This window comes from Telluribacter sp., from assembly GCF_035998675.1.
In the GTDB taxonomy this organism is placed as follows: Bacteria; Bacteroidota; Bacteroidia; order Cytophagales; family Spirosomataceae; genus Telluribacter.
Window position 1 is genome coordinate 194,130 of record NZ_DASYHI010000018.1, and the last position, 12,819, is coordinate 206,948.

The window sequence follows — 12,819 nt, forward strand, 5'->3', positions numbered from 1 at the left end:
ATTCTGTTCAGGTACTTATATTCTATCTCTTAAACTAATTACTAAAAGCTACCAGCTAACAACTTCTTTCCCTATGCCTGACCCTCACGTTATTGGAATTGATTTTGGTACTGACTCGGTGCGGGCCCTGGTGGTCAATGCCCTGACCGGTGACGAAGTAGGTACTCATGTGCACGAATACAGCCGCTGGAAGGCCGCTAAGTACTGTCTGCCCCAGGCCTCACAGTTCCGGCAGCACCCCCTCGACTACCTCGAAGGACTCGAAGCCTCGGTAAGGGGGGCGCTGAATAAAGTACCTGCGGAGGTCAAAGAAAGCATCAGAGGGATAGCCATTGATACGACCGGCTCTACGCCCTGCGCCGTGGATGAGCAGGGGATGCCGCTGGCCCTGCTGCCCGACTTCGCCGAAAACCCCAACGGCATGTTCATTCTCTGGAAAGACCATACCGCCAACGCCGAGGCCGAAGAAATTAATACCCTGGCCCGCCGGTGGGACACTGACTTTACCAAATACGTAGGCGGAATTTATTCGTCCGAATGGTTCTGGGCCAAAATCCTGCACACGCTCCGGACGGACGAGCAGGTACGCCGGAAAGCCTACTCCTGGGTAGAGCACTGCGACTGGATGTCGGCCGTGCTGACGGGAGATACCGACCCGCGTACCCTGCGGCGCAGCCGCACCGCCGCGGGCCATAAAGCTATGTGGAACGCGGAATTTGACGGACTGCCTTCCGAAGAATTCCTGACGGAACTGGACCCCCTGCTGGCAGGTCTGCGCGGTCGCCTTTTTCAGGATACCTATACTTCTGATCAGCCCATGGGTAAGCTGTCCGCCGAATGGGCCCGGAAGCTGGGTCTTTCGGAAGAGGTATTGGTAGGCGTGGGAGCATTTGACGCCCACATGGGAGCAGTGGGGGCTCACATTGAGCCTTATACCTTTGTGAGGGTCATGGGCACGTCTACCTGCGATATGCTGACGGCCCCCAACGAGGACATGACCGGCAAACTGGTACCCGGTATCTGCGGACAGGTAGATGGCTCGGTACTACCGGGTATGCTGGGCATGGAAGCTGGGCAGTCGGCCTTTGGTGATGTATACGCCTGGTTCCGTAACCTGCTGGCCTATCCGCTGCGCGAAGTACTGGCGCGGGAGGTGAGTGAGGAGGTAGTTAATAAAGTCATTGATGGTATTATTCCCGCGTTGTCCAAAGCCGCCGAAGCCCTGCCCGTGACCGAAAATGATATCATAGCACTGGACTGGCTGAACGGTCGGCGTACGCCGGATGCCAATCATGAACTGAAAGGAGCTCTGTTCGGTCTAAACCTGGGAAGTGACGCGCCGCGGGTATTCAAGGCACTGGTAGAAGCCACTGCCTTTGGTTCAAAAGCCATTGTAGACCGTTTTCTGGAAGAAGGGGTACCCATCCGGCAGGTAATCGGGATTGGAGGCGTTGCCAAAAAATCACCTTTCGTGATGCAGACCTTGGCCAATGTCCTGAACATGCCCATCAAGGTAGCGGTATCGGAACAGGCCTGCGCCCTGGGTGCCGCCATGTTTGCCTCGGTAGCGGCTGAAATTCACCCCAGCGTGGAGGCCGCGCAGGAGGCTATGTCGTCCGGCTTCGACGCCGAGTACCATCCCCAGCCAGAGCGGGTAGAAGTATACCAGAAATTGTATCAGAAGTACCTGAAGGCGGGGAAGCTGGTGGAGGGGAGTTTATGAGTAGATGAGTTTATGAGCGGATGTGATTATGGTTATAAGTTTACAGGAAGCAGGTAAGCAAACTTATTCTATCCACTCAATCATTCACTTACAACTCACTCAAAACCAGAATTTACCTTCCCCACACCCACTCATAAACCGCAGCGGCGGCCGCTCATGGACTCAATACTCATAAACTTTAAAACACCTTGACTCATATACTCGAAAAATACGAAGTTTGGTTCGTCACCGGGAGTCAGCATCTCTACGGAGAAGAAACGCTGAAACAGGTAGCGGAGCACGCGCAGGCTATTGCTTCCGGCTTAAATACAAATGAGAAAGTACCGGTTCGCATTGTATTCAAGCCTGTAGTCACTACGCCGGACGAAATATACAAGGTTTGCCAAGAGGCTAACGTAGCTCCTGATTGTATCGGAATCATTGCCTGGATGCATACCTTCTCGCCCGCCAAAATGTGGATTGGTGGATTGAAAGTACTACAGAAACCCCTGCTGCACCTGCACACGCAGTACAACCGCGACATTCCCTGGGCCACCATTGATATGGATTTCATGAACCTCAACCAATCCGCGCACGGCGACCGGGAGTTTGGATTCATGCTGTCACGGATGCGCCTGAACCGCAAGGTAGTAGTAGGCCACTGGCAGCAGGAAGATGTGGTTGAACGTCTGAACATATGGACCCGCGCCGCCGCCGCCCGCCACGACCTGCAGGGTGCCCGCTTTGTCCGGTTTGGTGATAACATGCGGCAGGTAGCCGTAACTGAGGGCGACAAGGTAGCGGCCGAGATGCAGTTTGGCTACTCGGTCAATGGCTACGGGGTGGGGGATTTGGTGAAGGTACTTAATGAAGTACCTGATGCCGCCATTGACCAGCTGTGCGCCGAATACGAAGACAGTTACAACCTGGCAAGTACCCTACGCAAAGGGGGCGACCAGAACAGTTCACTGCGCGAAGCCGCACGAATTGAGCTCGGGATCAGGAATTTCCTGGAAACAGGGAATTTTAAGGGCTACACCAATACCTTCGAAGACCTGCACGGCATGGTACAGCTACCGGGCATTGCGTCGCAGCGCCTGATGGCGGCGGGCTATGGCTTCGGGGCCGAAGGCGACTGGAAAACCGCCGCTATGCTGCGGGCTATGAAAGTAATGGCTACCGGGCTACCCGGTGGCAATTCGTTTATGGAAGACTACACTTACCACTTTGCCGACCCTGCTAATCCGGCTGATAGTCAGTTGGTACTGGGGGCGCACATGCTCGAAATATGTGAGTCCATCGCCGACGGCAAGCCTCATTGTGAAGTACACCCATTGGGCATTGGCGGCAAAGCCGACCCGGTACGGCTGGTATTCAATGTAGCGGCTGGCCCGGCTCTGAATGTATCGGTCATTGATATGGGGAATCGGTTCCGGATACTGGCCAATGAAGTAGAAGCCGTAGCGCCCCCGCACGACCTGCCTAAATTGCCCGTAGCACGGGTACTCTGGAAGCCCCAGCCCGACATGCAAACCGGCTGCGCCGCCTGGATACAGGCCGGTGGTGCTCATCATACCGTTTACAGCCAGAATCTGAGTGTTGAGTACATCGAAGATTTTGCGGATATGGTAGGTGTTGAACTCGTTACCATTGATAAAGATACCCGCCTGCGCCAGTTCCAAAATGAGCTGCGCTGGAACGAAGTTTACTACCAGATGAAAGGAGGATTTTAGTAATGTCGGCCTATAAGTACTTAAAAGAAGAGGTATACGAAGCCAATAGGGAGCTGCCCCGGAAGGGTCTGGTCCTGTATACCTTCGGCAACGTCAGCGGCATTGACCGGCAGGCGGGGGTGGTGGCTATTAAACCCAGCGGAGTACCTTACGAAGAGCTTCGCGTAGAAGACATTGTGGTGGTGGACCTGGACAATCAGCTGGTGGAAGGTACTATGCGCCCTTCTTCCGATACCAAAACCCACACGCTACTCTACCGCCACTTCGCTACGGTAGGAGGCATCTGTCACACCCACTCCACCTACGCCGTCGCCTGGGCGCAGGCTATGCGGCCCATTCCCAACCTGGGTACCACCCACGCCGACCACCTGGTCCAATCGGTACCGGTCACGGATGTCATGTCGGATGAGGCTATTCAGGGAGACTATGAACACGAAACCGGTCTGCAGATTCTGGATAAGTTTAAAGAACTAGCCCTGTCGCCCGAGGAGGTAGAGATGGTACTCGTAGCCTGCCACGGTCCCTTTACCTGGGGCAAAACCCCCGCCAAAGCAGTTTACAACTCGGCCGTGCTGGAAGAGCTGGCGCGCATGGCCTACCTCACCCTTTCTATCAATCCGGGAACTCCTGCCATTAAGCAGTCACTGAAAGACAAGCACTACTTCCGCAAACACGGCAAAGACGCCTACTACGGGCAGGGGTGCTAATTAGTAATTAAATCACTGAAGTATAAGAATTTTTTGCACCAGGATTCACAGAGAATAATTCCCTCTGTGACTCCTGGTGCTTAGCTATCTTACGAGTTCTGGGGTAGAAACCTCTTTAAAGATTTTGTAACTGTATAGGTCAGGAAAGTACTTTTATAAATCTATTTTAGATATTGTCAGGATAAACTTGCACTATTTTCGTCTTTCTATAAACCACTTATTCAATCAACTATAATAGGAGTAGCCATGCCGTAGCCAAAGGAGGCGCGGGAACCATTGCGCCCGGTTCGGGGTAGTGGTAGTAGAATCCGGGTGGTAACTGACTTATTGTATCTACAAGTAATTAAGCGTTATGCGATTAAGCTATGTACTTATTCTTCTGGCCGTAGCCATTATTACACTGAGCGCCTGGCAGTGGTGGGGAGGGAATAGAGTTGATTTTAATACGCAGATCCGGCCCATCCTGAATGCCAACTGTACCGGATGCCACGGAGGAGTGAAGCAGCAGGGGAACATCAGCCTGCTGTACCGGGAGAAAGCATTAAGCAAAGGCAAATCAGGTAAAGCCTGTATCGTTCCGGGGCATCCTGAGCAGAGCGAACTCATGGCCCGCCTTAAATCCACTGACCCCGACGACCGGATGCCGCTCAAGGCCCCGCCACTCAGCGACGAGCAGATTGGACTCCTGGAGCGCTGGATTGAGGAAGGTGCCGAATGGGAAACCCACTGGTCCTACATTGCCCCCGAGCCGCAAAAGCCGCCGTTTGTTTTTTCTTTCTGGCCGGAAAATGACATTGATAAATTTGTATTAAAAAAACTCAAAGCTGAAGGTCTTTCTCCGGCCGACGAAGCCGATAAGGCCGTACTCCTCCGCCGCGTCACGCTGGACCTGACCGGTCTGGCACCCACTCCTCAGGAGTACGACGATTTCCTGAACGATAAATCAGATAACGCTTACGAAAAAGTAGTGGACCGGCTGCTGGCTTCGCCGCACTACGGGGAGCGCTGGGCGGCCATGTGGCTGGACCTGGCCCGCTACGGCGACTCGCAGGGCTACCAGAAAGACCGCCACCGCGACATCTGGCAGTACCGCGACTGGGTCATTGAGGCCTTTAATCAGGATATGCCGTTTGATAAGTTTACAGTGGAGCAACTGGCCGGCGATCTCCTGCCTAACCCTACCGTTGACCAGCGTATTGCTACCGCTTTTCATAGAAATACCAATACCAACGACGAAGGAGGTACCGACGACGAAGAGTTCCGGGTCGTAGCCGTCATTGACCGCGTCAATACTACCATGGAGGTCTGGCAGGGTACTACTATGGCCTGTGTGCAGTGCCACAGCCATCCCTACGACGCTTTTCCCCACAAAGATTACTACCAGCTGATGGCTTTTTTCAATACCTCAGCCGACGCGGACCTGACCAGTGACAAACCGATACTGAGGGAGCTTTCTTCCATTCAGAAGCGCCAACTGGACGAATTGACCCGGTTCCTGAGCAGCCAACACGATACGACCGACGCCCAGTACCAGGCTGCCCAGCAGAAGCTGGAAAAGATAAAGCCTTCGCGTACACCCGTTATGGAGGAACTTCCCGCCGATAGTACCCGTAAAACGCATATGTTTGAGCGGGGCAACTGGATGGTACACGGCGAAGAAGTCTTTCCCCAGACTCCCAAAACCCTGACGCAACTACCCAAAGGGGTACCCACCAGTCGGCTGGGACTGGCGCAGTGGCTGGTGAGTCAGCAAAATCCGCTGACGGCCCGGGTTATGGTTAACCGTTACTGGGAGCAGCTTTTTGGCCGGGGACTGGTGGAGACACTGGAAGATTTTGGTACCCAGGGCGCCAAGCCTACCCATCCCGAACTACTGGACTGGCTGGCCTTGCGCTTCATGAACGAAAACCAGTGGAGCGTTAAGAAACTCCTGCGTGAGGTAGTACTTTCGGCTACCTACCGGCAGGGTTCCGAGGTGAGCGAAGAGGCGCTGGAAAAAGACCCGTACAATACCTTACTGTCAAGAGGCCCGCGCGTGCGCCTCAACGCCGAGCAGGTCCGCGACCAGGCCTTGGCGGCTTCGGGCTTACTATCACCAAAGCTATTTGGCCCCAGCGTGATGCCGCCGCAGCCCGACGGGGTGTGGCAGGTCATCCGGAATACCGTAAAATGGCGTACCGCCGAAGACGAAGACCGCTACCGCCGCGGGGTGTATACCTACTGGCGCAAGTCCAGCCCCTATCCTTCGTTTACTACCTTCGACGCCCCCAGCCGGGAGTTGTGCATTTCCCGCCGGATACGGACCAACACTCCCCTACAGGCGCTGGTCACGCTAAACGACCCGGTGTACCTGGAAGCCGCCCAGGGGCTTGGCTGGCAAATGAAGCAGGTGACGGCTTATAATCCGGCTGAGAGTATCAGGGAAGGGTACAAACGATTGACGGGCCGCGCGCCTTCCGAAGAGCGATTGAAACTGTTGCTGAATTACTACCGGCAATCGGTCAGGTACTACCGTACTTCTCCGCAGGATGTCCTGAAATTCCTGACGATGGATTATCCCAAAACACCCCACCTGGCCGCACTGACGGCTACGGCTAACGTGATGCTGAACCTGGACGAGGTGATTACGAAGCAGTAGGTGGGTAGTTAAAAATGAATAATGTAAAATTAAGAATGAAGAACGGAGAGTAAAGAAGGAAGTGGGATGTAAAGAGCTGATAAAATAGTAGTACAATCTTCTTTGTACCTCTGCGCAAAGCTCCCCAAACTCTGCGTTTACGTTTTAATTTCGACAATAGAAATACTGATGGAAAAGATACTGAAAGAACTGGAACAGACAGATAGAGAGGTAACGACCCGCCGTTATTTTCTGCAGCAGAGCATCGGACACCTGGGAGCCATGGCCCTGGGGGGCATGATGATGGGCTGTGATATGTTCAAGGGTGATACAAGTACTTCCAAAGATAGCTTCCGCCTCAGCCACTTTGCTCCTAAGGCCAAGCGGGTTATTTTCCTCCACATGTCGGGAGCCCCTTCCCAGCTCGAGCTATTTGAGAATAAGCCCTTACTGCGTGACCTGGACGGCCAGGATTGTCCGCCGTCTTTGCTGGAAGGAAAGCGCTTTGCCTTCATAGTAGGTACTCCCAAGATGCTCGGCCCCTACGCCGAATTTAACCAGTACGGACAAACGGGTAGTTGGGTTTCCAATCATATGCCGTACTTTCAGCAGTCCGTGGATGAGGTAACATTCCTGCGGGCCATGCATACTGACGAGTTCAACCACGCTCCGGCGCAGCTATTCATGCATACGGGCGGTCCGCGTACCGGGCGCCCCAGTTTTGGCTCCTGGGTAACCTATGGTCTGGGTTCTGAAAATGAAAATCTGCCCGGATTTATTGTACTGGCCTCGGGTGACGCCATTCCCAGCGCGGGCAAGAGTATCTGGGGCAGCGGTTTTCTGCCGTCGCAGTACCAGGGCGTGCAGTGCCGCTCCGAGGGTGACCCGGTACTGTACATCTCTGACCCCGCCGGAATGCCCCGCGACCTGCGCAAGGCCGCCATCCAGACCATCAGTGATATCAATCGCGTGCAGCACCAGGAAATGGGTGACCCCGAAATACTGTCGCGTATTGAGCAGTATGAGCTGGCCTTCCGTATGCAAACCACTGTACCCGAGGCCATGGACATCAGCCGCGAGCCCGATTACATTCACCAACTGTACGGTACTACCCCCGGTCAGAACTCCTACGCCAACAACTGCTTACTGGCGCGCCGGCTGGCCGAGCGGGGCGTCCGCTTTATCCAACTTTACCACGCCGACTGGGATACCCACGGTAGTAACTCCAACGAAGCGCTGGAAATTGGCTTTGTAAATCGTTGTAAGGAAACCGACCAGGCTACAACGGCCCTGCTTACTGACCTGAAACAGCGCGGTATGCTGGACGACACGCTGGTGGTGTGGGGAGGCGAATTTGGCCGGACACCCATGGCTGAAAACCGGGGTGGTAAGAAAGCGCCTTTCAAGGGCCGCGACCATCATAAAGAAGCCTTTACCATGTGGATGGCCGGTGCGGGTGTCAAGCAGGGATTCAGCTTTGGCGAAACCGACGAGATAGGGTACTACGGTACCAAAGACCGGGTACACGTCCACGACCTACAGGCTACCATACTGCACCTGATGGGCCTCGACCACGAAAAACTGACGTACGCATTTCAGGGACGTAACTTCCGGCTGACCGACGTGCACGGAAAAGTGGTACATCAGATTCTATCGTAGGCAGCGCATTTGCCGGGGCTTTGGCTTAATATGGTAATGGGGTTTAGTTTAGATTCTACTTTGTTGCTATATTTCAGCAGCAAACCTTCTCATTATGAATCAAAGTACCTGTCCGAACTGTGGTGGCGACCTGCAACCGGAGTTCAAGTACTGTGCGGGCTGTGGTCAGTCGGCACAGGTACACCGTCTGGACCTGCACCATATCATGCACGATATGATGCATGCCGTTCTTCACGCCGATAAAGGAATCATTCATCTCACTAAAGCCATGTTGCTGGCACCGGGGATAGTAGCCAGAGAGTACGTTGGCGGCAAGCGGAAGAAGTACTTCAATCCGTTCAGCTACTTAGTCATTACCGTGGCAATTTCGGCTTTTCTGACGGCCTACTTTCACCTGATGCAGGCCGATGTACAGTCGCCGAATCCAGTATCGGCTATGGTAACCCGGCACATTAATCTTATCTTTTTTGTGGCGGTACCTATCTCATCCTTTTTTACCTGGCTGCTGTTTAAAAGGTCGGGCTACAACTTCGCCGAAAACCTTACTTTTCATGCGTTTCTGGGCGGTTTGCGCATTGTTTTCTTTGTACTCATTTTTACCCCGATGGTTGTGTTTTTTCGGGAGCATTATTACACCGGGCTGATGGTTTATATGGGTATATGGGCTGCTTTTACCGCCTGGGCCTACTACCAGTTTTACGGAGGCAGACTGACCGGCGCTATTTTAAAAAGCTTCCTGGCGCTTTTCCTGACCCAACTCACTATTTCTGTCCTTCTTTTGGCAATAGTTAAGTTTTTTGTTTTCATATAAGTACTTTACAGCATTACTTTTTTGATTAACCTCCTCCGTCTATCATGAAAATAGCTCTCTACCTGGTTCAGCTTCTCAGCCTGCTTACGCTTATTCCGTGGTACCAGGCCGCCCAGACTTCCTTCCTGGCGCTTGATACTATTGATCCCAGCAAACGGGTTAGCGCCTACCTCTTCGTAGGCATGATTCTCTCTTTTCCAATAATAATACTGGCGTGTATCTGGATGTCGTGGAAATGGTGGCGGAAGGGGAACAAAAAATCACCGTTTGTACCCTCCTCTCTGCCGTTGCTGATTGCCCTGCTGGCTTTTTTATTTGTAAACCTGGTACAGTAAATCATATAATAATCTGGTAGTAAGGTTATAAATAGTCTTCTACTGTCTTCTATAAAAAAATACAGATCCAAACATGAGCAGTAACCCCACCCGCCGCCAATTTGCCAAAGCCGCCGCCCTTACTACGGCCGCGCTAGCATTTAAGCCGTTTTATATCTTACAGGCCCGTCCCAAACTGGACGGGGAAATCCTCGGTCACGGGGGGCAACGCTACCGGCTGCAGCAGGGCTGGGGTAATCTGGATTCGTCCAAGTTTCCGGTCAAGAACTGCCACGAAATGGTGCAGGACAAGCAGGGGCGGCTGATTATGATTGGCGACGAAACCAAAAATAATATCCTGATATACGACCGCTCGGGCAAGCTGCTTGATAGCTGGGGGCACGAGTTTCCCGGCGGCCACGGCCTCACGCTCTGGAATGCCAACGGGGAAGAGTTCCTGTTCATCTGCGACCCGAATTTGAGTAAGGTTTTCAAGACCGACATGAAAGGGAACATCCTGATGACCATCGAGCACCCGTCCAAAGTAGGTGCCTACAAGGCGGACGCTCCCTTTAAGCCGACCGAAACGGCCATTGGTCCGGATGGTACCATCTACATTGCCGATGGCTACGGTTCGCAGTGGGTACTTCGTTATTCGGCCAAAGGTGAGTATATTGATAAATTCGGCGGCCCCGGCGATGGCGATGATCAGTTTGCCACCGCCCACGGTGTCGCAATTGACAACCGGGATAAGGCCAATCCGACGGTACTGGTTACGTCCCGGATTCATAACTCGTTCAAGCGATTCACGCTGGACGGCAAGTACATTTCCAGTATATTCCTGCCGGGAGCCTACGTATGTCGCCCGGTTGTGAAGGATGATAAAGTATACGCCGGTGTATGCTGGTCGCGCTTAAAGTACCTCAATCAGACCCCTAATTCGGGCTTTGTAACGATCCTGGATAAAAACAATAAAGTAATCTCCAATCCGGGGGGTACCAAGCCCGAGTACAAGAACGGACAACTGCAACTGATGGTGCAGGAGAAGCCCCTGTTTATGCACTGCCACGACGTGTGTATTGACGAGGACGAGAATATCTACATCTGCCAGTGGAACGCCAAACAGACCTATCCGGCCAAACTGGTGCGCGTATAGCAGTATTAAAAAATACCATGAAGTACCGGCCCGGATAAACATCCGGGCTTTTTTAGTAAACAATTTGTAGGTGGCAGGAGTAAAAAGAAAAAGGAATTAATGTAAATTAGCAAAGTACCAACCCATACCAGCTTGAAAACGCTCAGTCTCCGCGAACCCGGACAATTTGAATTTCTGGATATCTCTTTTGAACCTACTTTGCAGGAAGGCGAAACCCTGGTAAAAGTACTGCGGGTGGGCATCTGCGGGACCGACCTGCACGCCTTCCGGGGCAAACAACCTTTTTTCTCGTATCCGCGGGTACTTGGCCACGAGCTGGCGGTAGAAGTAGTCGAAATCAGCGGTGACTCCTACGGGCTGAAAGTGGGGGACCGCTGCTCCGTAGAACCCTACCTGGACTGCGGACAGTGCCAGGCCTGCCGCCGGGGCCTGACCAACTGCTGCGAAAAGCTTCAGGTACTGGGCGTACACATTGACGGGGGCATGGCGGAGTACCTGATAGTACCCACCGACAAGCTACACCCTTCCAACCGCCTTAAAGAAGACCAGTTGGCTATCATAGAAACGCTGGCCATCGGAGGACACGCCGTGGAGCGGGCCGAACTGGGTACGGAGGACATCGTGCTGGTCATTGGGGCCGGGCCCATTGGCCTTTCGGTGATAGAGTTTGTGAAAATGGCCGGCGCTACGCTGGTGGTAGCTGACCGGGAAGAAAGCCGGTTAAAGTTTTGTGAAGAGAGGATGGGGGTAAAGCATACCCTGCTGGCCGATGAGTGGTTCCACGAGCGGCTCCTCACACTCTTTGACGGATACCTGCCTACCGTAGTATTCGATGCCACCGGCAATCCGGCGTCTATGATGAAGGCCTTCGAATACTGTGCGCACGGCGGAAAGCTGGTTTACGTGGGGCTGTTTCAGGGAGAGGTGACGTTTCATGATCCGTCGTTCCACCGTAAGGAGCTCACCCTGCTGGCCAGCCGTAACGCTACCCACCATACGTTTCGTACCATTATCAATCATCTTGAAAATGGCCGCATGGGCCCAACCCCCTGGATTACGCATCAGCTTTCCTTCGACGAATTACCCGCGCAGTTCCCATCCCTGCTGGAACCATCCAATGGTACCATCAAAGCCGTAGTACAACTCCAGTAATTAGCGGATGAGGCGTAAGGTAAGACCGTTGAGCAGCATAGTACCTACAGTTAGCAGGAGGTAAGCCCAGCCAATGGGCATAATAGGAGCCAGAAAATAAACGCCAACCAGAAAAGCCGTAAAGCCGTAACCCGCCAGCAGGAGTCCGTACAGGATACGGGAAGTGGCATCGCTGCCTTGCTGGGCGTGGGTAAAAACCGCTAGGGTAGAGGTCATTATAGGAAAAGGAGTAAGGATACCACTCCACTCAGGGCCCAGTAGCTCGGCCGCCTGGGTAAGCCCCACCACAAACAACGTAGCCACCAGCATGCGTAGCGGAATATCGAACCGCGGCTGGCGAAGGATGGCCGGGATGTTTTTGGGCTTGGGAAAAAAGTAAAGAGTAAGCGAAAGGACTACTACATTCAGGCCGGTAGCTACGGCCAGGGACGGTGTGTTGTCCAGCGATAAAAAGGCCAGGACAAAGAAAGTGACGTAGCTTAGGAGTACCGTTGGTAGCCAGGCCAACCGGTACGACAAACCCGCATAGGTAAACGCAAACAGAATGGTACCCGCCGAGCCCATCAGAGCCGAAGGTATGGTAGCGGCCACGAAAGCAGGGCCCTGCTCCCAGGCCATAAAGAATGAGATAGGACCCGCTACCCACGGAAAACCACCAATCCAGCCACCCAGGCCCGCTCCCCACCGCCGGATGGCCAGCGTCACACAGGCAATCAGAACGGGCACAAGTACTATTTTGAGGAGAAGAATGTAGCTCACTGCAAAAATTTCGGCATCTGGTTAATCAGCCGCAAAGGTACGGGCTTTTTCCTTTGTACCGTGCGGGTCCCTGAGTTTTAAATCCTGGAAGCAGTAGTTTAATCCGGAAGAAAGAGTTGCCGGACGTTCGTATTTGTTAATGTGAATGCTTTTACTTGTTGCTATTTGAATCAGTCTGGGTGAAGGACGAATTAACAACGATTACTAAA

The 12,819-nt window shown here is 53.3% G+C and carries 10 protein-coding genes; 9 read left to right on the forward strand and 1 reads right to left on the reverse strand.

The features are described from left to right. Nucleotides 1–73: 73 nt before the first annotated feature. The 9 genes from VGN67_RS11515 to VGN67_RS11555 all read left to right on the forward strand — a co-directional run bounded on the left by VGN67_RS11515 (nt 74) and on the right by VGN67_RS11555 (nt 11,851). A complete protein-coding gene (locus VGN67_RS11515) occupies nt 74–1,723 on the forward strand; it encodes a ribulokinase (protein WP_327486975.1) in 1,650 nt (549 codons plus the stop codon). Nucleotides 1,724–1,911: 188 nt separating this feature from the next. Beyond that, nucleotides 1,912–3,435: an L-arabinose isomerase gene (araA, locus tag VGN67_RS11520; protein ID WP_414717308.1), complete on the forward strand. Its 1,524-nt coding sequence runs from the start codon at nt 1,912–1,914 to the stop codon at nt 3,433–3,435. Nucleotides 3,436–3,437: 2 nt separating this feature from the next. Next, nucleotides 3,438–4,142 (forward strand): L-ribulose-5-phosphate 4-epimerase, encoded by a 705-nt coding sequence (locus VGN67_RS11525; protein ID WP_327486976.1) that lies wholly within the window; start codon nt 3,438–3,440, stop codon nt 4,140–4,142. A 352-nt stretch (nt 4,143–4,494) separates the two neighbouring features. Next, entirely contained in the window at nt 4,495–6,780 is a 2,286-nt protein-coding gene (locus VGN67_RS11530; RefSeq protein WP_327486977.1) for a PSD1 and planctomycete cytochrome C domain-containing protein, read from the forward strand. A gap of 168 nt (nt 6,781–6,948) precedes the next feature. Continuing rightward, a complete protein-coding gene (locus tag VGN67_RS11535) occupies nt 6,949–8,418 on the forward strand; it encodes a DUF1501 domain-containing protein (RefSeq protein WP_327486978.1) in 1,470 nt (489 codons plus the stop codon). A 94-nt stretch (nt 8,419–8,512) separates the two neighbouring features. Continuing rightward, entirely contained in the window at nt 8,513–9,229 is a 717-nt protein-coding gene (locus VGN67_RS11540) for a DUF3667 domain-containing protein (RefSeq protein WP_327486979.1), read from the forward strand. A gap of 44 nt (nt 9,230–9,273) precedes the next feature. Beyond that, nucleotides 9,274–9,564, forward strand: coding sequence for a hypothetical protein (locus VGN67_RS11545; RefSeq protein WP_327486980.1), 291 nt, complete (start codon nt 9,274–9,276; stop codon nt 9,562–9,564). A 73-nt stretch (nt 9,565–9,637) separates the two neighbouring features. After that, nucleotides 9,638–10,699 carry a 6-bladed beta-propeller gene (locus VGN67_RS11550; RefSeq protein ID WP_327486981.1) on the forward strand — a complete coding sequence of 354 codons (1,062 nt, stop codon included), beginning with the start codon at nt 9,638–9,640 and terminating at the stop codon, nt 10,697–10,699. Between the two features lie 132 nt (nt 10,700–10,831). Next, nucleotides 10,832–11,851, forward strand: a complete 1,020-nt coding sequence (locus VGN67_RS11555; RefSeq protein ID WP_327486982.1) for a zinc-binding alcohol dehydrogenase family protein — start codon at nt 10,832–10,834, stop codon at nt 11,849–11,851. Here the strand turns inward: VGN67_RS11555 and VGN67_RS11560 are convergent, their stop codons facing one another. After that, the gene (locus VGN67_RS11560) at nt 11,852–12,610 is read right to left on the reverse strand and encodes a hypothetical protein (protein ID WP_327486983.1); all 759 of its coding nucleotides are present in this window, start codon (nt 12,608–12,610) and stop codon (nt 11,852–11,854) included. Nucleotides 12,611–12,819 lie beyond the last annotated feature (209 nt).

Coding starts and splice junctions, on each gene's coding strand:
- VGN67_RS11550 (WP_327486981.1), top strand. CDS start 9,638: ATGAGCAGTAACCCCACCCGCCGCCAATTTGCCAAAGCCGCCGCCCTT.
- VGN67_RS11515 (WP_327486975.1), top strand. CDS start 74: ATGCCTGACCCTCACGTTATTGGAATTGATTTTGGTACTGACTCGGTG.
- VGN67_RS11535 (WP_327486978.1), top strand. CDS start 6,949: ATGGAAAAGATACTGAAAGAACTGGAACAGACAGATAGAGAGGTAACG.
- VGN67_RS11530 (WP_327486977.1), top strand. CDS start 4,495: ATGCGATTAAGCTATGTACTTATTCTTCTGGCCGTAGCCATTATTACA.
- VGN67_RS11525 (WP_327486976.1), top strand. CDS start 3,438: ATGTCGGCCTATAAGTACTTAAAAGAAGAGGTATACGAAGCCAATAGG.
- VGN67_RS11540 (WP_327486979.1), top strand. CDS start 8,513: ATGAATCAAAGTACCTGTCCGAACTGTGGTGGCGACCTGCAACCGGAG.
- VGN67_RS11545 (WP_327486980.1), top strand. CDS start 9,274: ATGAAAATAGCTCTCTACCTGGTTCAGCTTCTCAGCCTGCTTACGCTT.